We start from the raw sequence: 22,038 nt of genomic DNA, 5'->3' as shown, positions 1-22,038 counted from the left end.
AGGGTGGCTACTTGTAGGCGCCGAACGCCTTCGTGAAGGCGAGCGGCTCCTGGGCGATCGAGCTGCACGAGGCGTCGGCGGCCGGCTTCGCGCCGCCCTCGCACTCCTTGTCCCGGGTGCCCGACCACATCGCGAGCCGGCCGAGGCCCTTCTCCCGGGCGAACTCCACCAGCTGGGTGGCGTTCTCGACCTTGAAGATCTCGGTGCTGACGTCGTTCACGCCGATCATCGGGGTGACCGCGACGGCCTTCCAGGCCTCCGCGTCCGAGAGCCCGAGCACGCCCTTGATCTGGGCCTGCGTCGCGGTGGCCGCCTGGATCGCGTACGTGCCCATGTCACCGCTGTACGAGGCGCCGTAGTCCATCGCCATGATGTTGACGGCCCCGACGCCGACGCCGTTCTTCTTCGCGTCGGCGACCAGGTCCACCCCGGGCTGGGTCAGGCCCTCCGGCATCACCGGCAGGGTGAAGGAGACGTCCAGGCCGGGGTGGGACTTCTGGAGCTGCGCGATGGCCTGGGAGCGGCGGGAGTTGGCCGCGGTGTCGGGGAGCGCGCCGCCCTCGATGTCGAAGTCGACCTTCGTCAGCTTGTACGTGTCCACGACCTTGCCGTAGGCCGCGGCCAGGTCGGCCGCCGAGGTGCAGTTCAGTGCCAGCTCGGAACCGGACGCGCCGCCGAAGGAGACCCGGACGTCGCCGCCCGCCGCGCGCAGGCCGTCGATCTGGGAGGCGACCTGGTCGTCACCGAGGCCGGTGACGCCGCCCCAGAGCGGGGCGCAGCCGCCGCCGGAGGTGATGAAGGCGAGGTTGAACTGCTTGACGCCGGTCTTGGCGGCGGTGCCGGTGAGGTCGAAGGCGGGGTAGAGGGAGGTGTCGACGTACGGGGCGAAGCCCGCCCCGCTCGCCGTACCGCCGCTGCCGGAGCCCGCGCCGGTCCGGGTGGGCGTCGGCGTGGGGGTGGCGGACCCGGTGGGGGTGGGGGCGGACGTGGGGGTCGCGGTGCCGGTGGGAGTGGCGGCGGATGTCGGGGTCGCGGTGCCGGTGGGGCGGCCGCTGGGCTCCGGGGTGGCGCCGGTGTCGACGGAGCACTTGGTGCCGTCGACGACGCAGCCGGTGGGGTCGGCCGCCTTGTCGTCCGAGCTGGTGACGAAGCCGATGGTGACGGACTTGCCGGGGGCCAGCTCCTTGTCCCAGCTCGAAGGCCTGACGGTGACGTGGTTGCCGTCGACGGTGTGCTCGCCGTTCCAGAGGGAGCTGAGCTTCGTACCCGCCGGCAGGTCGAACTCCAGCGTCCAGCCGGACTTGGCGCTGTCCGTGTCGTTGGTGACGACGTACTGCGCGGTGTAGCCGCCCGTCCAGCCGCTGGTCCTGGTGTAGGCGGCACCGACCGCCGACGCCTGGGCCGTGCCGGTGAGGGCGAAGACCGTCCCGCCGATCACGGCCGCGGCGACGACCGCGCCGATCGCCTTGGTCCGGGTGCTCGCCGTGCGCCGGTGCGTGCTGGTGCCCATCGCGTTCCTGCCTCGTCCTACGGAAGTGGGGGGATGCGAGAAGACGCTAGCGGCACCGGGCCCGGCAAATGCGGCACTTCGGGCAGGAGTTGATGTTCTTAGGGTGGGCTTAAGGAGCGCATCGGCCGGTCTAAAGGTTCGGGCCCGCGCCGGAGCGGAATCGACTCCCCGCGCTGCGCCGGCCCACCGCGCGCCGCTGCCGTCCGACCCGGTGCCCGCGCCCCTTCGGCCGCTGCCCGCCCAGCCCGATCCAGATGCGCACCTCCGTGCCGCCGAGCACCGAGCGGCCGATCCGCACATCGCCGCCGGTGGACTCCGCGACCCGGCGGACGATGTCGAGGCCGAGCCCGGTCGAGCCCACCGCGCCCTTCGCGCCGCCCTGTCCGCTGCCGCCGCGCGCCAGCGCCGCCCTGGGGTCCGCGATGCCGCCGCCCGCGTCCGAGACCAGCACGATCACCGCCTCGCCGCTGTGGTGCACGTCCACGGCGAAGGCGGTGCCCTCCGGGGTGTGCCGGAACACGTTGCCGAGCAGCGCGTCCAGCGCCGCCGCCAGTTCGGGGCGGGCCACCGGGATGCGTACCGTACGGTCCACTCCGGCGAGGCGCACCTCGCGGCCCTCGTCCTCAGCCAGCGCCGACCAGAAGGCCATGCGTTCGCGGATCACCTCGGAGGCGTCGCAGCCGGCTCCCGGGCCGCCGCCCTGCCCCTGGGTCTGCGGGCGCTGCTCCCGGGCGGTCCTGATGATCGTGTCGACCTCGCGCTCCAGCTGCTCGACGGCCGCCCGGGTCTGCTCGGCCGCCGGGCCCTCTCCGAGCGAGGCGGCGTTGAGCCGCAGCACGGTGAGCGGGGTGCGCAGCCGGTGGGAGAGGTCGGCGGCCAGTTCCCGTTCGTTGGCGAGGAGCTGGACGACCTGGTCGGCCATGGAGTTGAACGCGACGGCGGCGGAGTGCAGTTCGGTCGGGCCCTCCTCCGGCACCCGGGTCCCGAGCCGCCCCTCCCCCAGGTCCTGGGCGGCCCCCGCGAGGCGACGGGCGGGCTCCACCATGCGTACGCCGAGCCGGTCGGCCACCGCGACCGAGCCGACGATCAGCGCGACGCCGACGCCCGCCAGCATCAGCCAGGCGGTGGTGACCCCGTTGGAGACCTCGTCCTCGGGCACGAACACCTCGACGACGGCGGTGCCCCCGGCGCCGAGCGCGGTGGGCTGGAGGAGCGCGGAGCCGCCGGGTACCTCGGAGATGGAGGCGCGGCCCGATGCCCGTACGGTCTCCAGGTCCTTGCGGGTGGCGCGCCGGCGGCCGATCTCCACCGCCTGCCGGTCGGCCTCCGCCGCGGCGGGTATGTGGACGGCCATCCGGTCGTGGGCACCGGGTTCGGTGGTGAGCACGGCCTTGAGGAGTTCGGCGCGGTCGGTGGTGATGGAGAGCGTGGGGCCGATCGTCGCGGCCTGCCGTTCGGCGTCGGAGAAGGCCCGGTCACTGGCCATCTCCCTGATGACGAGACCGAGGGGCACGGCGAAGGCGATCACGACCATCGCGGTGACGGCCAGGCAGACCTTGACCAGCGCCCATCTCATGCGGGCCGCTCCGGGGGCGCGGCGGGCGGCTGCAGTTTCACGCCGACGCCGCGCAGGGTGTGCAGGTAGCGGGGCCGGGCCGCCGTCTCGCCCAGTTTCCGGCGGAGCCAGGACAGATGGACGTCGATGGTCTGGTCGTCCCCGTACGACTGCTGCCAGACCTCGGCGAGGAGTTCCTTGCGCGGGACGACGACGCCGGGCCGGCCGGCCAGGAAGGTCAGCAGGTCGAACTCCCGCCGGGTGAGGTCGAGGTCGGTGCCGTCGAGTTCGGCCAGGCGCCGCAGCGGGTCGATGGAGAGCCCGCCGACCCGGATGACGCGCGGGGAGGCCGACCGGCCCTCGGAGGCGCGCGAGCGGCGCAGCACGGCGGCCATCCGCGCGGCGAGGTGCTCCACGGAGAAGGGCTTGGTCAGGTAGTCGTCCGCACCGTCGTTGAGCAGCCGGACGATCTCGCTCTCGTCGTCCCGGGCGGTCGCGATGATGACGGGCACGTCGGTGATGCCGCGCAGCATCTTGAGCGCCTCCGAGCCGTCGAGATCGGGCAGCCCGAGATCGAGGATGACCACGTCGAAGCGGAAGTGGGCGACCTCGCGCAGCGCTTCGAGCGCGGTGCCGACACTCCGTACGGTGTGCGACGCCTCGGTCAGGTGCCGGATGAGGGCGGAACGTACGAACTGGTCGTCCTCGACCACAAGCACACTTGGCATGGGCGGCACCGTACGCCATCGGGCACCCCGGGGTCCGCCCGGATCCGGACGGCGGCCCCCATGGTGCAGGATGTGCCGGATGCAACGAGGACTCGTACACGGGCTCGCGTGGTCGCTCGCCACCGGCGCCGCCGTCACGCTCTCGTGGTGGGGCGTGCACACCGTGATGGCGGGGACGGCGTACGACCCGCCGCGTGCGGTGGCGATCTCCGCGAGCGCGCGGGCGACCACGGAGACGCTGTCGTCCTCGACGCACCGCCCCGAGCCCTCCCGGTCCCCGTCTCCTTCGTCCGGCGGCGGCAGGCCCGCCTCCGCCCCGAAGCCGTCCGTGACCTCGGTGAGTCCCTCCCCCGCACGCCCGCACGCCTCGGCGGGCACGTCTCGGCCCGCCGCCACGGCCACCCCCGCCGGGACGGCGAGGAGTTACGCGACGGACGGCGGACGGGTCGTCTTCGAGCTGGGCGCGGACAGCGCCGAACTGGTCTCCGCGACTCCGGAACAGGGCTGGTCGATGCGGGTGTGGACGGAACCGGCCTGGATCCGGGTCAACTTCGCCCGGGACGACGGCACGACGGTCTCGGTGTTCTGCACGTGGAACGGCTATCCGCCGAAGGTCGAGATCGTGACGTGACGGCGGTGCGGCGGGCGGTCAGTCGAAGGCGGACGCGGGCGGCGGCGGCGAGGGCCGGGCGTCGGCGTCGTGCACCGGGGCCGCGCCCCCGGTGAAGTCCGCGAGCGCCCGGCCGTGTTCGACGCGGCCCGGATGCGGATCGGTCGCCACCCGGCGGGTCAGCTCCGCGAGCTTCGGCACCACGTCGGAGGCGAGCAGTACGGCGTTGCCGAAGCGCCGGCCGCGGAACACGGTCGGGTCCGCGGCCAGCGCCAGCTCGGGGAAGACGGTGGCGGCGGTGGCGATCTGGCCGCGCAGATGGGCCAGCGGGGGGCCGTCCGCGAGGTTGGCCACGTAGGTCCCGCCGGGCTTCAGGACCCGGCGCACCTCCGCGAGGAACTCGGTGCTGGTGAGGTGGGCGGGGGTCCGGGCCCCGCTGAAGACGTCCGCGATGACCAGATCGGCCCAGCCGTCCTGGATCTTCCCGAGCCCGGCGCGGGCGTCGGTGGTCCTGACCCTGATCCTGGCCTGCGGGTCCAGCGGCAGTTCCCGGCGCACCAGCTGGACGAGCGCCGCGTCCACCTCGACGATCTGCTGGGTGGAGCGGGGCCGGGTCGCCGCGATGTAGCGGGCGAGCGTGAAGGCCCCGCCGCCCAGGTGCACGACGTGCAGCGGCTGCCCGGCGGGCGCGGCCAGGTCCGCGATGTGGCCGATCCGGCGCTGGTACTCGAAGGAGAGGTACGCCGGGTCTTCGAGGTCCACATGGGACTGCGGGGCGCCGTCGATGGTCAGCGTCCAGGCCCGCCTGCGCTCCCGGTCGGGGACCAGCTCGGCGAGGCCGCCGTCCACCGGTTCCGAGACGTCGCCCCCGGGCTGACCGGAGCCGCGGGCAGCCTTGCGGTCGGTCCTGCGGTCCGCGCGCTGCTTGCGGTCGCCCGCTCCGCCGGAACCTCCTCGACGTGCCACTGCCGTTCGTACCTGCTCACCGCTCATAGGGTCCGGCACCGGCCGGTTCCGGCCGGGCGGGGCGGTCACGCTCACCGCCCCCGCGGACATTATGGGCTCAGCGGCAGTTGTCGGCCGCCTCGATCAGCCGGGCGGCCTGGTCGAGCGCGGCCCGCAGCGCGGCCGGGTCGGTGACCGAGGTGATGTCGCCGGGCGGCAGCAGCCAGCCGCTGCCGGAGACGGGCGGCTCCGCGGGGATGCGCAGCCCCCGCCCGTCGGTCCTCGTACAGGCGCTGCCGGGTACGTCCCAGGCCTCGGCGGTGCCCGGCGGCACCAGGAAGCCGACGGTGGCGCAGGGGCCGTCGTGCAGGACCGGGCCGACCGCCTCCTGATCGGCGCCCCGGCGCAGGATGTCCGCGGCCTCCAGGCCCTGACGGGCGGGAACGGTCACCAGGTCGCAGGGTTCCGCGCCGGGAAGCGGGCCGGTCGCGGCGAGCTCCTTCGCGGGTGCCATGGGGCCGGTCGTCGCGGTCTGTGCGGCCGTCGTCGCGGTCGTCCGCGAGCCGGTCGCCATGTCGGTGTGCAACAAGGGACCTCTCCTCTCATCGCCGGGCGGAGCCGGACTCCGTCGCCACATGGACCAACGCGCGGAGCACGTCAAGGGCTACGGCCCCACACCGCTTCAAAGGGTGGCAGTTCATGGCGGATCGTGGGCGAGATACCCGTTTTGTCAGTAAACGCAGTGTGTGGGAGTTGTCACGACAGGTACGTTCTTGCTCCGCCGGGACACCGGAAACAATCGCCCGGCTCGCGCCAGAGAGGGCCCCGCCATGGTGTCGACACGGGCAGTTCCGAACCTCGCCTTCCGACGGCTGCGCGGACAGCGCTCCGCCGGGGAGTTCGCTGCCGCGGTACGCAGGTCCGCCCGCGAGATCGGCGAGCAGGTCGCGTGCGACGCCCGGTACATCGGGCGCGTGGAGTCCGGCGAGATCCGTTGCCCGAACTACGCGTACGAGCGGGTCTTCCTGCACATGTTCCCCGGGGCGAACCTGGTGGACCTGGGCTTCTCACCGCGTGAATCGGTACGCGGCCGGGGGGCGCCGGCCGCCGCGGACGCCCCTTCGTCCCCGACTTCGCCGCTGCTCCGCAGCGACACCGACGAGGAGTGCGACGTGCTGCGTCGCGTATTCATGACAAGCGGCTCCACCACCATGGCGGCCGCGTCCCTGAGCCTGGGCCTGGGCGGCATGTCCGCCTCCGTCTCCCTGCCCGCGCAGCGCCGGGTGGGCGATGCGGAGGTGCACGCCGTGGAGAAGGCGGTACGGCAGATCCGTCTGCTGGACGACCGGCACGGGGGCGACGGCCTGTACCGCCGGGCCTCGCAGCCGCTGCGGGCGGCGTACGCGCTGCTCGACTCCGGAACCGCGACCCGGCGCTCCACGGCGGACCGGCTGCACTCGGGGGCCGGTGAGCTGGCGATCTCGGTGGGCTGGCTGGCCCATGACTCGGGCCGGTTCGAGGACGCCCGCTCGCACTACGCGGAGGCGCTGGCCACGGCGCGGGTGGCCGGGGACCACGCGCTGGAGGCGCACGCCTTCTGCAACGCGTCGTTCCTGGCCCGGGACACCGGGCGCCCGCGCGAGTCGGTGCGGGCCGCGGAGGCGGGGCTGCGGGCCGCGCGGCCGCTGGGCTCACCGCGGCTGATGGCGCTGCTCTCGCTGCGGGAGGCGGGCGGCCGGGCGGGGCTCGGGGACCGTACCGGCTGCGAGCGGGCGCTCGGCCGGGCGCACACCTCGTTCGGACAGGGGCCCGCCCCGTCGGACCCGGAGTGGATGAGCTTCTTCCGGGAGGCGGAGCTGGAGATGCTGGAGGCGCAGTGCTGGGCGGCGCTGGGCGACTGGTCGCGTGCGGCCAGGCACGCGCGGCGTGCGACGCGGCTGCAGGACCCGCACTTCACCCGGAACCTGGCGCTGTACCGGGCCGAGCTGACCACGGACCTGGCCCGCGCGGGCCTCGCGGAGGAGGCGGCGGCCACGGGTCACCAGGTGCTGGACCTGCTGGACCAGGTCCGGTCCTCCCGGATCAGGACGATGCTGGCGGGCGCGGTGGCGGTGCTGAGGCCCTGGGGCCGGGGGTCTGTCGACATCACGGACTTCCTCGACCGCCACGGCACGGAGCCCTCCGGGGGGCGGGGCGCGAGGGCCGGCTCGTCCGGCGCCTGAGGACGGAACCCTCCGCCCGGACCCGGGCACGAAGACCGGCCCGCCCCGACCGGGTGCGGGGTCCGTCCTCAAACGCCGGACAGGCTTGGGATGCGGGCCCTGGGGTGCGAGGGTCCGTCCTCAAACGCCGGACGGGCTGGGGTTGGCCGGGTGCGCGGGGTCCGGGGCGCTGGACGGGCCGGGGCGCCGGAGCGGGGCCTACCGCTCCAAGTGGCCCGTGTCGTTCCAGCGTTCCAGGGCCGGGGTTCCGTAGGCCCAGCCCAGGACGGACAGCGACGTCGGCTCCAGCCGGATGCGCGCCGCGAAGGACACGTCCTCGCCCAGCCACCGCGCCCCCAGCGCCCGCAGGATGTGGCCGTGGGCGAACACCAGGACGTCGCGGTCGGCCGAGCGGGCCCACTCGACGACCTCGTCGGCACGGGCCGACAGCTCGGCCAGGGTCTCCCCCTCCGGGACGCCGTCGCGCCAGATGAACCAGTCCGGGCGGGTCGCCTTGATCGCGGCCGGCGTCATCCCCTCGTACGCCCCGTAGTCCCACTCCATCAGCGCGTCCCACGGCTCGGCCAGCTCGCCGAAGCCCGCGAGTTCGCAGGTCTCCGAGGCCCGTACCAGCGGGCTGGTCCGGACCTCGAGACCGGGCAGATCCGCCCACGGCCCCCGGTGCAGCCGCTCCCCGAGCAGCTTGGCGCCCTCACGCCCGGTGTCGAGCAGGGGGATGTCCGTCCTGCCGGTGTGATTGCCGTTGACGGACCATTCCGTCTGGCCGTGCCGGGCAAGCAGGATTCGCGGTGCCATGTGACGGCTCTCCCTGAAACTGAGACCTCTGACGCTGGATCTGAGATCTTGGACATCGACAGGGACGCAACTGTCCGACACGCTACGGGTGAACGGGTGGGAACGGAACGTCCGGTTTTCCATCATCTCGCAGACGCGCGTGACGCAACCCCGGGGGCCGTACGAGCGTCCCTCTCATCGCAGACCGAACAGAGCGGCTGAGGGGTGCCGAGGGGCACCCCTGGGGGAATCCCGGCCGCACCGCACCGTACGGTTGAACGTCCGCCGTCGGCCGCATGAACACATGATGGAGAACTTCCGGATGCCGCCTGCCACCACCGCGCCCGCGCAGCGCCCCCGGCCACGCTGGTGGACCGAGCTCCCGCTGCTCGCCCTGGTGTACGCGGCGTATTCGGGCGGCAGACTGCTGGTGCGCGGGGACGTGACGACGGCCGTCGGCCACGGGCTGCGCATCCTGGACCTGGAACAGACGCTCCGTATCAACTTCGAGCACCCCCTGAACCGGCTGCTCACCGCGCACTCCTCGATCGGGATACCCGCCGACTTCGCGTACGCGTCGCTGCACTACCTGATAACCCCGGCCGTGCTCATCTGGATGTTCCGGCGCCACTCGCAGGCCTACCGCAGGGCCCGCACCTGGCTGATGACCTCCACGATGCTCGGCCTGATCGGTTTCACCCTGATGCCGACCTGCCCGCCCCGGCTGCTGGCCGCCGGACACGGCTTCGTCGACACGATGGCGCAGTACAGCTCGTACGGCTGGTGGGGCACTGAGGCGTCCGCCCCGCGCGGCATGGGCGGGATGACCAATCAGTACGCGGCGATGCCGAGCCTGCACGTCGGCTGGGCGCTGTGGTGCGGCATCCTCATCTGGCGCCACGGGCGCCACCCGCTCGTACGGGCGGCAGGCGTCGCCTATCCCCTGATCACCGTCTTCGTGGTGATGGGCACCGCCAACCACTACTTCCTCGACGCGGTGGCCGGTGCCGCCGTGATGGGTCTCGGCGCCCTGCTGGGCCGGCCCGTGACCCGGCTCGCCAACAAGGTCGCCGACGCGGCCAAGGCCCGCTTCGCACGGGTGAGTACGGCCGCGGAGTCCCCGGATGTCAGTGCCGGATGCAAGACTTCCGCGGGTGAGCGAATCCCCGGCCAGCGGACCTCCTCCGCAGATCCCACCGATGCCCCGGCACCGGCCGGTCCACCTGCCCCGGCCGACGTCCCCGCCCCGGCGGGAAGCGCGGCCGGACGCACCGTCGGCGGTGACACTGCGGCAGCGGCTCGCTGAGCTGAGGGGACCGGCCGTCGCACCCCGTCCGCTGGACGCCCGCGCACTGGCCGCCCTCGCCGCCAACCCCGGCTGCAAGCGGCGCGCCCTGCTCGACGGGGCGGGTGTCGACAAGACCGCCCTGGCCACCGCACTCGGCTCACCGGCCCCCTTCGGCCAGTCCCAGTTCGCCTTCATGCGCGGCAACGCCTTCGAGGCCAGGGTCAAGGCCGACGGCGGTACGGAGCTGATGCGGCTGCTGCACGAGCGGCTCGGTGAGCCCGGCGAACCCCCGCGCGACGTCGCGGTGCCCGATCTGAGCGCCGCCGGCCCCGAGGGCCGCGCCGCGCGCACCGCGCTGGCCCTGCGGGAGGCGACCGGGACGGGCGGCTGGGCGCTCCTGGACCACCCGATGCTGGCCCTGGAGGTGGCGGGCTCGCCCGCCTATCTGGAGCCGGACGCGGTGGTGGTGCACCCCGACGGCACCTGGACGGTCGTCGAGATCAAGTCCTTCCCCATGATCGACGGTTCCGCCGACGCGGCGAAGGTCGGCGCGGCCGCCCGCCAGTCCGCGGTCTACGTGCTGGCGCTGGAGCGGATCGCCGCCGCCACCGAGGGGGCGGAGGTCGGCCACCGGGTGCTGCTGGTCTGCCCCAAGGACTTCTCCAACCTGCCGGCCGCGTCCGTCGTCGACGTGCGCAAACAGCGTGCGGTCACCCGCCGCCAGCTCATCCGGCTCACCCGGATCGAGGACATCGCGGCGGCGCTGCCCGAGGGCACCACCTTCGACCCGGAGCGCTCCCCGCAGGAGCTGGACCGCGCCGTCGAGTCGGTCGCCGCCGCGTACGCGCCGGAGTGCCTGGCCGCCTGCGAACTGGCCTTCCACTGCCGGGGAAGGGCGCGCTCCACCGGTGCCGTGGAGGCGCTGGGGCGCAGTGTGCGGGGCGAGCTCGGCGGGCTGACCACGGTCGGCGCGGTGCTGGCCGCGGCGGCGGGCAAGGAGGGCGATCCGGCGGACCCGACGGTCTCGGCGCTGCGCCGCGCCGCCGCGCTGCGTGCCGAGGCGCTGGAGAGCGGGTCCGGATGCCACTGATCTCCACCCTGGCGAGGCTGGAGGCCGTGGACAGCGGCCGCGCGCAGCCGCTGGCCACGGTCCGCCACCGCCGCCTCACGGACCGGCCGCTGGTCCTGGTGCCGCTGACCACGTCCGGCGAGGCGGGCGCCCCGCTCGGCGCCCTGGTCGGCTCGGAACGGGACGCGCCCCGGCTGCTGGTCGTGGCCCAGCCGCGCGACCGGGATCTGCGGTTCGCGTTCCTCGCGGAGCTGGCGGAGGCGGTGCTGCCGCACATCGAGTCGTACGCGGATGTCATCGAGCCCGCGGAGCGCAGCGAGACGGACCCGGCGACCGGGAAGAAGGTCAAGGTCGAGACCGAGCTGTGCACGGACGCCGCGCAGCTGATCGTGCCGAGCCGGGCGGGCATCGAGTTCGTCCGGCTGCTGGGCCGCTCCATGCGGTTCCGGCGCACCGCGGAGGACGACCCCGACACCCCGTATCCGGCGCCCGCCCGGGTCCCGCTGCTGGGCCGGTGGCTCACGCACTACGGCGAGCGCGCCCGGGTTCCGGGTTCCTCGCTGCTGCTGGCCTGCACCGATCTGCTCAACCGGCACTGGGCGAGCGGCCAGTCCAGCCTGGAGGACCAGCACCTGGGCGCCCTGCTGGCCTGGGTCGATCCGCCGGCCGGCGAGTCCGGGGCCGAGGCCGCGCTCCGCGCCGAGCTGGCCCGGGACCACGCGGGGCAGCTGCTGTGCCCGCCCGCCGGACCGGCCACCGACCCGGACTTCGACAACCGGCTGCTGGCCCCCGCGATCGAGCGGTACGACCGGGCGCGCACCGCGCTGGCCGCCGCGGAGGACGGGCTGGCGGCCGATGCCGGGCTGGCCGCACTGACGGGCGCCGAGCGGGAGATCAGGGCGCTGCTGGCGGGCGTGCTGCGGCCGACCTGGGACGCCGTGTGGCGGGGCCTGGACCTGCTGCGGGAGCTGCCGGAGGGGGCCAGGGCAGAGGACCGCTGGACCCGCGACCGCTGGTCGTTCACCGGCCACCGCGACCGGGTGCGGTCCGGCGAGCCGCCGCAGCCGCGCCGGGACGACGCGGTGACGGCGGCCCGCAAGCTCGCCGCGCGGGAGACCGCCCAGGCGCAGCTGGAGGCCCAGGAGGCGCTGGACGATCCGCTGGTGCTGGCCGGCCGGCGGCTGGCGGGCGAGGCGTTCCTCGGGGAGGTGACCGGGGTGGAGATGGCGTACACCGAGTCGAAGCGCCCCTCGCCGCGACCGCTGGTCACCGTCCGGACCGATGAGCGGCCGCAGCTGGGAGAGCGGGTCAAGGTCTACCGCTCGCTGGACGGCAAGCCGCAGACCGCCGAGTTCGCCGGGTACGGGCCGCCGGAGGAGGGCGAGCCGGCCGCGCTGGTGCTGCGGATCACCGACCGGATGGGCCGGGGCAAGGAGCCGGCGCCGGGGTCCGTCCCCGAGCCGGGCGACAGGATCGCCTGGACCCTGTTCGAGCACGATCAGCGCGGCGGCCCGAAGCTGCCGGACGCGGAGGAGACCCCGTGGACGCACGGCGGTCCGCCGTGCGCCGGTGCGACGGCCGAGAGCCCCGATCCCGTGACCCCGGAGGACCTGCTGTGAGCGAGCGACTCGACCCCGGGGCGGCGGCGGGCCGGGCCACCGCCCAGATCCTGGACGACACGCTGAACGGCACCGCGCGCGGCATCGTGGTGGACTCCCCGCCGGGCGCGGGCAAGTCGACCCTGGTGGTCCGCGCCGCGCTCGAACTCGCGGCGGCCGGGCGCCCGCTGATGGTCGTCGCGCAGACGAACGCCCAGGTCGACGACCTGGTGGTGCGGCTGGCCGAGAAGGATCCGGGGCTCCCGGTCGGCCGGCTGCACAGCAGCGACTCCGACCCGTACGACAAGGTGCTGGACGGGCTGGACAACGTACGCAAGTCGGCGAAGGCGGCGGATCTGGCCGGGCTGGACATCGTCATCTCGACGGCGGCCAAGTGGGCCCATGTGAAGAACGTCGAGCCGTGGGGGCACGCGATCGTCGACGAGGCGTACCAGATGCGCTCCGACGCGCTGCTGGCCGTCGCCGGGCTCTTCGAGCGGGCGCTGTTCGTGGGCGATCCGGGCCAGCTCGACCCGTTCTCGATCGTCGGCGCGGACCAGTGGGCGGGGCTGAGCTACGACCCGTCCGCGAGCGCGGTCTCCACGTTGCTGGCGCACAATCCGGAGCTGCCGCAGCGCCGGCTGCCGGTCTCCTGGCGGCTGCCCGCCTCGGCCGCGCAGCTGGTCTCGGACGCGTTCTACCCGTACACCCCGTTCCGCAGCGGTACGGACCACGGGGACCGGTTGCTGTCGTTCGGCGTCGGGTCCGACGGCTCGGCGGCCGACCGGGTGCTGGACGAGGCCGCGGAGTCCGGCTGGGGGCTGCTGGAGCTGCCCGCCCGGCACACCCCGCGCACCGACCCGGAGGCGGTCCGGGCGGTGGCCACGGTGGTGCGCCGGCTCCTCGACCGGGGCGGCGCGGCCACCAGCGAGCGCTCACCGGACCCGGCTCCGGTGACGGCGGACCGGGTGGCGGTCGGCACGGCCCACCGCGACCAGGCGGCGGCGGTGCGGGCGGCGCTCGCGGAGCTGGGGGTGACGGGCGTGGCGGTGGACACCGCGAACCGGCTCCAGGGCCGCGAGTTCGATGTGACGGTGGTGCTGCACCCGCTGTCCGGGCGGCCGGACGCCACCGCGTTCCATCTGGAGACGGGCCGGCTGTGTGTGCTGGCCTCGCGCCACCGGCACGCCTGCATCGTGGTCTGCCGCGCGGGCGTGGCGGAGCTGCTCGACGAGCACCCGTCGACGGAGCCGGTCCAGCTGGGCGTCACCGTGAAGTTCCCGGACGGCTGGGAGGCCAACCACCGGGTGCTGGCGCACCTGGCGGAACACCGGGTGCGGTGGGGGCGTTGAGCCCGGGGGCGCGCGAGGCGGTTCCGTGCACTCCCCCCGGTACGCTCCGGGCGCCCTTGCGTCGGGCTGGACAATAGAGGGTGGCCGTCTGGCCCACCGGAGGAGGAACAACCACATGGCACAACCCGAGCGGAACGAGCGGCAGCGGCTGCGCCCCGCACCCCTGCTCTTCGAGCCGTCGGCGTCGGTCGCCGATCCGGAGCACTTCTTCGACCTGGAGTCGATGGAGGATCCGAAGGAGCTGCTGAGCCGTTCCACCGAGCTGGCCCTGGCGTTCCGCGCCGCGACCGACCGGGCGGTCGAGTTCCAGGCGATCGCGGCCGCCCAGCTGGCAGATCCGCGCCGGTTCGACCGGCTCACCACGGCGGACATCGCACAGCGGGCGGAGTGGACGGAGGACTACGCGACGAAGATGGTCGAGTACGGCCGGAGCCTGCTGAACGAGCCCAGATCCTGAGCGGGCCGATACGCCGGGGCACCGGCCGACGCTGACTGTGGGTAGAACCACTGGCATATGCCTGGGGGCAAGATACTCCTCGCCACCCCGGCCTGTCCCGGTTTCCGGCAACTCTCGGAATCCGCTTGATCACTCCCGGTAGACCTGTGTACATGACCGCATGGCTGCCAGACGAAACGACCCTGCATCACGGCAACGGCCCCTACCGGGAAGACCGGGCCGCCGACGTGTTCGCCGTCCTGCGCGAGCAGGCCGGTCACCAGACGGCCCAGGTGACGGCGGCCGGTGCCGCCTGGCTGGCCGGCGCGGCCGCGTATCCGCGCAGCGCCCTGAGCCAGTGGGAGTCGCACCCGTCCGCCCCCGGCGTGCTGCCGTGCGGCTCGTCCTTCGACGTGGTGAACGTGCCCACGCTCTTCGGGCGCCGGATGCTCGAACACCTCTGGGCGGACGGGCCCGGCTCCGGACCGGTCGCCACGCACCGCGGCCGGATGCTGCTCTTCGCCTCCCCCGGGACCGCCCAGCGGCTGCCCTCGCTGCTCGACTGGGAGGAGTGGGGCGGGGGTGCCGCGGACCGGTCCGCGGAGGGTGCCGCGGACCGGGACGAGAGCGACCGGAAGGTACCCCCGCTGCTCTGTCACGGCACCGGGGACGCGGTGACCGTGCCGCCCCTGACCTGCGGACCGAACGCCTCGGGCCCCCGCTGGGTGGTCGCCCCCGACACCCGCAGCCCCTGGCTGCCCGGACCCGACGTACTGCTCTGGGCGTGTGTGCGGGTGGCCCGCTCCGTGCCCTCGTCGGGGCCCCGTATTTCGATTTTTCCTCCCGCCGATCAGGGTGCTAAGGTCTACGACGTCAGCAGGCGCCGCTAGCTCAGTTGGTTAGAGCAGCTGACTCTTAATCAGCGGGTCCGGGGTTCGAGTCCCTGGCGGCGCACAGACGGAAGAAGCCCCCTCGCGAGAGCGAGGGGGCTTCTTCGTCGAGGTCGGGCATGGCCTCACGTTCCGGTGGTGATCCGGACCGTCCAGGCGCCGGACGGCGTCCGGTCGGCGACCTCGACCGTGGTGTGCCCGCCGGGTACGGAGAACGTCTCACCGACCCGCAGCGGGGCGTCCGCGAGCGGCGGATAGACCGACTGCTCCCAGCAGGCCTCGGTGCCGGGGTGGGTGTCGATGACGTCGACCGGCCCGCCGCCCGACGGGGTCTCGTTGCGGATCCGGTAGAGCAGCACGCCCTCGCCGCACGTCGACCGGTCGTTGCCGGTGGCGCTGCGGGCCTCGATCGCCACGGCGCTGCCCTCGCCCGTCCTGATCACCGCGAGCCGGGTCCCGATGGACGCGCCGGGCACCGGCACGGCGGCCATCGGCTCCAGGGTGAGCACCCGGTCGCTCTGGACGCAGACCACCTGCCGGTCGTCCAGCCAGCCCAGCTTCCACTTGTGCCAGCCGAAGAGGTCGGGCGCGAGCCCGAACTGGCTGCCCATCACGTCCCAGTCGCCCACATAGGTGTCCCAGTCGCCCTTGCCGTCCGAGGGCCGGTGGTAGAGGTCGGGCAGGTCGAAGACGTGTCCGGTCTCGTGGGCCAGCACGTTGTGGTCCGGCGGGTGCTGTTCGAAGACGGTGACGACGCGCCTGATGTCCGTACCGTCGGCGTGCAGCGGCTGATCGAAGTTGACGACCTTGGTGGCGTCGGAGTCGACGCCCGGGGCGTCCGGGTCCGCGACGAGGTAGACGATGTCGTACTTCGAGAAGTCCACCTCGGGGTCGGCCGCGTCGATCGCGTCGTGCAGATAGGCGCTGCGCCGGTCGCTGGACCAGTCACGCCTTATGCCGTAGCGGAGCGACGGCTCGGGCATCTGGATCCACCGCTTCTGCGGGTGCGGGCGCAGGGTGAACCTTCCGTAACTGGCGCGCTGGAAGAACCTGGTGGTGGCGGGGAAGTAGTCGGAGGTGAGTTCGGCGGGGGTGGTGACGGGCCGGGCGTCCGGGAACGAGAGGAAGATCATCACCGCGTCGAGCGGATGGTCGGGGCGCGGATAGGCGCCGTTCCACTCGTCCAGGCCCAGCGAGTGGTGGGCCGCGGTCCGGGGCAGCGCGCAGGCGGCGGCCGCACCGGTGGCGGCCGCGACGGGACCCGCGACGAGGGAGGTGGCGGCGACCGCCAGCAGCGAGACCAGGCCGGCCGTCACGGCGCGCGGACCCGGCCTCACCACTCCTCCGGGTCCGTGCTGACGCGGCACATCTACCTCCGGGTGCGGGGTGCGGACGCCTGGGATCTTCAGCACCCTCCCGACCACCCTGTGGCGATTCGGGCGTTACGTCCTGTTGAGCTGCCCCAGTCGGGTCAGCGCCCCAACCACGCACTCGCCTCACAGACAGTCACAATCAATCACTGGCGCAACCGGAAAGAACGGAGCCGCACAGAAACGATCAGGCATGGGCAAACCGGAACTGCGCGCGAATGGCCCATGCACATCGGGCGCGGAGCCCGGAACAGCCGGGGCGCTGGAACGGCCGAGCCACCAGCCTCTATGCTTCACCTCGCTTTCCTCCGCGATTTCCGCCCCTGACAACGGCGCTCCACGCGGCGGGCCAGTCCGACCAGACCTGTCCGGGACAGAACTGCATGGCGGGAGCGAACGGTGAGCGCAACCTCCGATGGGCCGCGGCCCCCGGCAGGCACAGCCCCCTCTTCCGCACGACCATCGGTCACGGAGCGTCATGACTCATGGCCCGCCGGGGCCATGCCCGCGAGCGCGTGCGGGGATACGGCGGTCTCCGGTCCGCACGACTACCGGGCCGCGTTCCTCGCCGCCACCCTCCCGATGGCCGTCGTCGACCACGAGGGCCTGATCGTCACCGCGAACGAGGCGCTGTCCGCCCTGGTCGGCATCGCAGCCCCGGCGCTCACCGCGCAGTCGGCCTCCGACCTGGTCGACCTCGCGGCGGACGGCCGCACCTGGCACGCGTACCGCGAGGTGCTGCACGGCAGGCGCTCCCGCTTCCGCTGCACCCGCCGGCTCAAGCACCCCGACGGGCGCTCCCTGTGGGCCGAGATCACCGTCGTGCCGATGCCGGGGGCGCGGGAGCCGGAGACCGGTGCCGCGCACCGGCAGGTGCTGCTCTCCGTCGCGGACGTCAGCGACCGGCGCGAGCTGCAGAAGCGGCTGCACCACCTCCAGATGCACGACCCGGTGACCAGGCTGCCCAACCGCACCCTGTTCTTCGAGCGGCTCTCGGCCGCCCTGGAGACCCCGCCGTACCAGGACGACACCCGTCCCGGACGCGGCCGCATCGGGCTCTGCTACCTGGACCTGGACGGCTTCAAGGCGGTCAACGACACCCTCGGGCACCGGATCGGCGACCGGCTGCTCGCCGCCGTCGCCGGCCGGCTCACCGACTGCGCGGAGCAGGAGAGCCGGCACCCCGGGGGCGCCCCGCTGGTGGCGCGCCTCGGCGGGGACGAGTTCGCGATCCTGGTCGAGGAGTCCACCGGCACCCGGCAGCTGACCGAGCTCGCCCGCACCGTGCTCGCGGCGCTCCAGAAGCCCTTCGACCTGGCCGGCCAGCGGCTCTCCGTCTCGGCCTCGATCGGGGTGGTGGAGCGGCCGGTGGCGGGCACCTCGGCCACCGGCCTCATGCAGGCCGCCGATACGACGCTGTACTGGGCGAAGGCCGACGGCAAGGACCGCTGGACCCTCTTCGACCCGGAGCGCAACGCCCACCGGATGACGCGTCAGGCCCTCTCGTCCAACCTCCGGCCGGCCGTGGAGCGCGGCGAGTTCACCATCGAGTACCAGCCGCTGGTCGGCATGGCCGACGGGGTGGTGCGCGGGGTGGAGGCACTGGTGCGCTGGAACCATCCGCAGTTCGGCATGCTCTCGCCCAACCGGTTCGTCGCGATCGCCGAGGAGGACGGCTCGATCGTGCAGCTGGGCCGCTGGGTGCTGCGGGCGGCGTGCCGTCAGGCCCGGCGCTGGCAGCTCGACCACCCGGCGGAGCCGCCGCTGTTCATCAGCGTCAACGTCGCGGTCCGCCAGGTCTGGGACTCCGATCTGGTCACCGATGTGGCGGAGATCCTCGCGGAGACCGGCCTGGCCCCGGCGCTGCTCCAGCTGGAGCTGACCGAGTCCGCGGTGATGGGTTCCGCGGGCCGCCCGCTCCAGGCCCTCCAGGCACTGAGCGACATGGGCGTCCGGATCGCCATCGACGACTTCGGGACCGGCTACTCCAACCTCGCCTACCTGAGCCGGCTGCCGGTCTCCGTACTCAAACTGGACGGCGCCTTCGTACGCGGCTTCCGCTACGAGGACGGCAGCCATCCCAGCCCCGCCGACGAGACGATCGTCGAGGCGATGGTCCAGCTGGCGCACCGGCTGGGCCTGACCGTCACCGCGGAGTGCGTGGAGACGGCCGGCCAGGCGGAACGGCTGCGCCGGATCGGCTGCGACACCGGGCAGGGCTGGCTCTACTCACGCGCGGTCGCCCCGGAGCGCATCGCCGAACTGCTCGGCGCCCGCGCCCTGGAGGCCTGAGCCGGCGGCCCGCCGGGGTCCGGGCCGGGCTCCCGGCAGCCGGGTCAGGCTCCCGGCAGCCCGTAGGCGTCCGCGATCAGTCCGTAGCTGCGCAGCCGGGCCTCGCCGCCGTGGGCGTTGGCGGTGATCATCAGCTCGTCGGCGCCGGTGCGCTTGGCCAGGTCGTCGAGGCCGCCGCGGACCTCGTCCGGGGTGCCGTGGACGATGTTGACGAGCCAGCTGTCGACGAACTCGCGCTCCATCGGGGTGAAGGCGTACGCCTCCGCCTCCTCCGGCGTCGGGACCAGCCCGGGGCGGCCCGAGCGCAGCCGGAGCATCGACAGGGCGCCGGTCAGCACCTGGCGGCGGGCCTCGCGCTCGTCCTGTGCGGCCAGGGCGGCGACGCCGATCAGGGCGTACGGGGCGTCCAGCACCGCGGACGGCCGGAAGGACTCCCGGTACAGCTCCAGGGCCGGGATGGTGTTCTGGGCCGAGAAGTGGTGGGCGAAGGCGAAGGGCAGGCCGAGCATCCCGGCCAGCCGGGCGCTGAAACCGGAGGAGCCGAGCAGCCACAGGGGCGGCCGGGCCGGGGACTGGACGCCGCCCTCGGAGGTGGCCTGGACGGGGCCGGGGACCGCGTGGATGCGGGCGTAGGGGTGGCCGTCGGGGAAGTCGTCGTCCAGGAAGCGGGTCAGCTCGGCCAGCTGCTGCGGGAAGTCGTCGGCCCCCTCGTTGAGCCGTTCGGTGCGGCGCAGGGCGGCGGCGGTGGCGCCGTCGGTGCCGGGGGCGCGGCCGAGGCCGAGGTCGACGCGGCCGGGGGCCATGGCCTCCAGGGTGCCGAACTGCTCGGCGATGACGAGCGGGGCGTGGTTGGGCAGCATGACGCCGCCGGAGCCGAGCCGGATGCGTTCGGTGCGGGCGGCCGTGTGGGCCAGGATCACGGCCGGTGAGGACGAGGCGACGCCGGGCATCGAGTGGTGTTCCGCGACCCAGTAGCGGTGGAAGCCGCGCCGCTCCGCGAGCTGCGCGATCTCGACTCCGGTGCGCAGGGCCTGGCTCGCGGTGCTGCCCTGTCCCACGGTCACCAGATCGAGCACGGAGAGCGGAACGGGTGCCGTTCCCTCCGCCTTGCCACGGATCTCGTCGCCTCGAATCTCGTCCACGTCCTGACCTCTCCGATGGTGCTCTGATATCCCTCTGTACGTCCGGAGAGAGCAAACAGGAGGATGACTCCGTTTATTCCGGGCCAGGTCGCTCCGGAGCCCGCCCCCGCTCCGCAGCCCCGCTGTCGTCCCGGGGCCCGGCTACTCCGGGGCCCGGCCGGTGCCGCCGCCGTGCGCGTACGAGCGGCCGCTGCCCCAGACCCGCCGGGCCGGTGGCTCGGCCGGGGCCGGCGGCGCCTCGCGGGCCGCGAAGAGCGTGCCGAGCCGCGCGGCCCAGGCGGGGCGGTCGGCCAGGCGCAGCGCCTCCCGGACGGCCACCTGGTTCGCGGTGAGGACCGGTTTGCCGAGCAGCTCCTCCAGTTCCGTGAGGTGGCTGACCGTGTGCAGGGCGGTGTCGGGCAGCAGTACCGCTTCCGCGTCCGGGCGGTCGGCGGCGGTGACCAGCTCCTTGACGCGGTCCAGGCCCCAGCCGGCGGCCTCCTCTGCCGTGGCGGCACCGGCCGCGTGGGTGGCGACCACCTCGACGCCCTCCGCCGTCAGGAACGCGGTGAAGCGCGCGGCGATCCCCTCCGGGTACGTCGCGGCCACCGCGACCCGGGCGGCGTCCAGCTTCCGTACCGCGTGGACGAAGCCGATGGAGGTGCTGGAGACGGGCACGCCCAGCGCACGGGCCAGCGTCGCGGCCTGGGCGTGCGCGCCCTGCGGGCCGTCCAGGAAACTGCCGCCGTCGCAGGCCCAGACGACGGACTCGACCCCGGAGCGCACCAGCTCCTGCGCCCCGGCCGCGAGCCGCTCGGGGGTGCCCAGGGCCCGCAGGGCGTCCTCGCGGTAGGCGTCGTCGGGGCACTCGGTGTGCTGGACGACGAGTCTGATGGTGCTGTCGAGCAGGACCTCCATGCGCGGGAAGTCGCCCGCCGCGAAATGGCCCGGGTAGAGGAATCCGACGGTCGTCATGTCCACCCTTCCTGTGCGCCGGCAGCTGTCCGTCCGCTGTCCGGCTGTCTTCCGGAGCTCCCCCGTCTCCGTTCAAGTATTCCCCCATCCGCCCGGCTCATCGCTACGAGCTGTTGACGGGGGCGGGGGCGGCTGCGAGCGTGGGCCCGGAGCCCACCCGGGGCCCGCCGACGGGCCCCGGGCCGACGCGGGAGGAACCGTCCCCCATGCCGGAGCCCGTTCTGCTCGTACTGGACGCCGATCCACCGCCCCGGCTCGGCCGGCTGGCCGGGCGGGTCGCGGTCCGGCACACCGACGCGGCCGGTCTGGCCGCACAGCTCCCCCACGCCGATGCCCTGCTGGTCTGGGACTTCGCCTCCGACGCGGTACGGGAGGCCTGGCCGGGCGACGGGGAGCGACCGGCCTGGGTGCACACGGCGAGCGCGGGCGTGGACCGGCTGCTCTGCCCGGAGCTGGTGGAGTGCGACACGGTGGTGACCAATGCCCGGGGCGTGTTCGAGCAGCCGATCGCCGAGTACGTGGCGGGGCTGGTGCTGGCGTTCGCGAAGGACCTCCCCGGCACCCTGGAGCTCCAGCGGGCGCGACGGTGGCGGCACCGCGAGAGCCTCCCGGTCTCCGGCACGCGTGCCGTGGTCGTCGGCGCCGGGCCGGTCGGGCGGGCGGTCACCCGGCTGCTGATGGCGCTGGGCGTCGAGGTGGCGCTGGTGGGGCGTACGGCCCGGCGCACGATCCACGGGGCGGAGGATCTGGACCCGCTGGCGGCGCGGGCCGACTGGGTGATCTGCGCGGCGCCGCTGACCCCTCGGACGCACGGGATGTTCGACAGCCGGTTCTTCGGGCTGATGCAGCCGTCGGCCCGGTTCATCAACGTGGGGCGCGGCCCGGTGGTCGTCGAGGGCGATCTGGTGGACGCGCTGCGCAAGCGGTGGATCGCGGGGGCGGCACTCGACGTGTTCGGCACGGAACCGCTCGGCCCGCGGAGCCCGCTGTGGGACGTGCCCGGACTGATCGTGTCGCCGCACATGAGCGGTGACACGGTGGGCTGGCGGGACCGGCTGGGTGAGCAGTTCGTCGCGATGTACGAACTGCGGGCGGCCGGGAAGCCGTTGCCGAACGTGGTGGACAAGCGGCTCGGTTACATCCCGGGGACGGATCTGGACGAGTGAGCCCAACCCGGCCCGTTGCATACCGACTTCACCACCCCATTGCGGACATCTCCTGATAACACCCCGTCATCCGCCGCAACCCGCAGGGAAATACACCCTGCGCACATCTCGTCGCACTCCGCCCAACTTCGGACACG

At 73.8% G+C, this 22,038-nt stretch carries 19 protein-coding genes and 1 tRNA gene; 11 read left to right on the top strand and 9 right to left on the bottom strand.

From position 1 onward, the window contains the following. Window positions 1–7: 7 nt before the first annotated feature. The 3 genes from ACIP89_RS01115 to ACIP89_RS01105 form a co-directional block, all read right to left on the bottom strand. Window positions 8–1,510 carry a cellulose binding domain-containing protein gene (locus ACIP89_RS01115; RefSeq protein WP_402112255.1) on the bottom strand — a complete coding sequence of 501 codons (1,503 nt, stop codon included), beginning with the start codon at window positions 1,508–1,510 and terminating at the stop codon, window positions 8–10. A gap of 130 nt (window positions 1,511–1,640) precedes the next feature. Beyond that, window positions 1,641–3,086 carry an ATP-binding protein gene (locus ACIP89_RS01110; protein ID WP_401921739.1) on the bottom strand — a complete coding sequence of 482 codons (1,446 nt, stop codon included), beginning with the start codon at window positions 3,084–3,086 and terminating at the stop codon, window positions 1,641–1,643. Then, window positions 3,083–3,793, bottom strand: coding sequence for a response regulator transcription factor (locus tag ACIP89_RS01105; RefSeq protein WP_401921741.1), 711 nt, complete (start codon window positions 3,791–3,793; stop codon window positions 3,083–3,085). The genes ACIP89_RS01110 and ACIP89_RS01105 overlap by 4 nt, the downstream gene beginning before the upstream one ends. A 79-nt stretch (window positions 3,794–3,872) precedes the next feature. Between ACIP89_RS01105 and ACIP89_RS01100 the strand changes: the two genes are divergently transcribed. After that, on the top strand, window positions 3,873–4,424 hold the full coding sequence (locus ACIP89_RS01100) for a hypothetical protein (RefSeq protein WP_402112252.1): 552 nt from the start codon (window positions 3,873–3,875) through the stop codon (window positions 4,422–4,424). Between the two features lie 18 nt (window positions 4,425–4,442). Here the strand turns inward: ACIP89_RS01100 and ACIP89_RS01095 are convergent, their stop codons facing one another. Next, a complete protein-coding gene (locus tag ACIP89_RS01095) occupies window positions 4,443–5,369 on the bottom strand; it encodes a spermidine synthase (RefSeq protein WP_401921746.1) in 927 nt (308 codons plus the stop codon). Window positions 5,370–5,466: 97 nt separating this feature from the next. Beyond that, the gene (locus ACIP89_RS01090; protein WP_401921748.1) at window positions 5,467–5,937 is read right to left on the bottom strand and encodes a hypothetical protein; all 471 of its coding nucleotides are present in this window, start codon (window positions 5,935–5,937) and stop codon (window positions 5,467–5,469) included. Window positions 5,938–6,178: 241 nt separating this feature from the next. Between ACIP89_RS01090 and ACIP89_RS01085 the strand changes: the two genes are divergently transcribed. Further along, window positions 6,179–7,570 (top strand): tetratricopeptide repeat protein, encoded by a 1,392-nt coding sequence (locus ACIP89_RS01085; protein WP_402112250.1) that lies wholly within the window; start codon window positions 6,179–6,181, stop codon window positions 7,568–7,570. A 198-nt stretch (window positions 7,571–7,768) separates the two neighbouring features. On the opposite strand, the gene ACIP89_RS01080 is transcribed toward ACIP89_RS01085, so the two are convergent. After that, window positions 7,769–8,365: a histidine phosphatase family protein gene (locus tag ACIP89_RS01080; RefSeq protein WP_401921754.1), complete on the bottom strand. Its 597-nt coding sequence runs from the start codon at window positions 8,363–8,365 to the stop codon at window positions 7,769–7,771. A gap of 301 nt (window positions 8,366–8,666) precedes the next feature. Between ACIP89_RS01080 and ACIP89_RS01075 the strand changes: the two genes are divergently transcribed. The 7 genes from ACIP89_RS01075 to ACIP89_RS01045 all read left to right on the top strand — a co-directional run bounded on the left by ACIP89_RS01075 (window position 8,667) and on the right by ACIP89_RS01045 (window position 15,041). Continuing rightward, window positions 8,667–9,650 carry a phosphatase PAP2 family protein gene (locus ACIP89_RS01075; RefSeq protein WP_401922355.1) on the top strand — a complete coding sequence of 328 codons (984 nt, stop codon included), beginning with the start codon at window positions 8,667–8,669 and terminating at the stop codon, window positions 9,648–9,650. Next, window positions 9,544–10,722 carry a hypothetical protein gene (locus ACIP89_RS01070; protein ID WP_402113445.1) on the top strand — a complete coding sequence of 393 codons (1,179 nt, stop codon included), beginning with the start codon at window positions 9,544–9,546 and terminating at the stop codon, window positions 10,720–10,722. The genes ACIP89_RS01075 and ACIP89_RS01070 overlap by 107 nt, the downstream gene beginning before the upstream one ends. After that, window positions 10,713–12,320 (top strand): hypothetical protein, encoded by a 1,608-nt coding sequence (locus ACIP89_RS01065; protein WP_402112247.1) that lies wholly within the window; start codon window positions 10,713–10,715, stop codon window positions 12,318–12,320. Before ACIP89_RS01070 ends, ACIP89_RS01065 begins: the two co-directional genes overlap by 10 nt. After that, window positions 12,317–13,651 carry an AAA domain-containing protein gene (locus ACIP89_RS01060; protein WP_402112246.1) on the top strand — a complete coding sequence of 445 codons (1,335 nt, stop codon included), beginning with the start codon at window positions 12,317–12,319 and terminating at the stop codon, window positions 13,649–13,651. Before ACIP89_RS01065 ends, ACIP89_RS01060 begins: the two co-directional genes overlap by 4 nt. A gap of 115 nt (window positions 13,652–13,766) precedes the next feature. Continuing rightward, complete coding sequence (locus ACIP89_RS01055) at window positions 13,767–14,108, top strand: hypothetical protein (protein ID WP_401921763.1); 342 nt, start codon at window positions 13,767–13,769, stop codon at window positions 14,106–14,108. Between the two features lie 152 nt (window positions 14,109–14,260). After that, the gene (locus ACIP89_RS01050; protein ID WP_402112243.1) at window positions 14,261–14,977 is read left to right on the top strand and encodes a bifunctional DNA primase/polymerase; all 717 of its coding nucleotides are present in this window, start codon (window positions 14,261–14,263) and stop codon (window positions 14,975–14,977) included. Beyond that, a tRNA-Lys gene (locus tag ACIP89_RS01045) sits at window positions 14,968–15,041 on the top strand. Before ACIP89_RS01050 ends, ACIP89_RS01045 begins: the two co-directional genes overlap by 10 nt. A gap of 61 nt (window positions 15,042–15,102) precedes the next feature. Here ACIP89_RS01045 and ACIP89_RS01040 read toward each other — a convergent pair. Continuing rightward, on the bottom strand, window positions 15,103–16,344 hold the full coding sequence (locus ACIP89_RS01040) for a M6 family metalloprotease domain-containing protein (protein ID WP_401922358.1): 1,242 nt from the start codon (window positions 16,342–16,344) through the stop codon (window positions 15,103–15,105). Window positions 16,345–16,848: 504 nt separating this feature from the next. On the opposite strand from ACIP89_RS01040, the gene ACIP89_RS01035 reads away from it, so the two are divergent. Next, on the top strand, window positions 16,849–18,639 hold the full coding sequence (locus tag ACIP89_RS01035) for a putative bifunctional diguanylate cyclase/phosphodiesterase (RefSeq protein WP_401921768.1): 1,791 nt from the start codon (window positions 16,849–16,851) through the stop codon (window positions 18,637–18,639). 44 nt (window positions 18,640–18,683) lie between these two features. Here ACIP89_RS01035 and ACIP89_RS01030 read toward each other — a convergent pair whose 3' ends face one another. After that, a complete protein-coding gene (locus tag ACIP89_RS01030; RefSeq protein WP_401921770.1) occupies window positions 18,684–19,781 on the bottom strand; it encodes an LLM class flavin-dependent oxidoreductase in 1,098 nt (365 codons plus the stop codon). 141 nt (window positions 19,782–19,922) lie between these two features. Then, complete coding sequence (locus ACIP89_RS01025) at window positions 19,923–20,735, bottom strand: decarboxylase (protein ID WP_401921773.1); 813 nt, start codon at window positions 20,733–20,735, stop codon at window positions 19,923–19,925. 206 nt (window positions 20,736–20,941) lie between these two features. On the opposite strand from ACIP89_RS01025, the gene ACIP89_RS01020 reads away from it, so the two are divergent. Continuing rightward, the gene (locus tag ACIP89_RS01020) at window positions 20,942–21,901 is read left to right on the top strand and encodes a D-2-hydroxyacid dehydrogenase (RefSeq protein WP_401921775.1); all 960 of its coding nucleotides are present in this window, start codon (window positions 20,942–20,944) and stop codon (window positions 21,899–21,901) included. Window positions 21,902–22,038: the final 137 nt, after the last annotated feature.

The organism is Streptomyces sp. NPDC088730 (assembly GCF_044751215.1).
Taxonomy (GTDB): Bacteria; Actinomycetota; Actinomycetes; order Streptomycetales; family Streptomycetaceae; genus Streptomyces.
The sequence above is the reverse complement of the archived record's forward strand: the minus strand, read 5'-3'. Positions and strand labels throughout refer to the sequence as shown.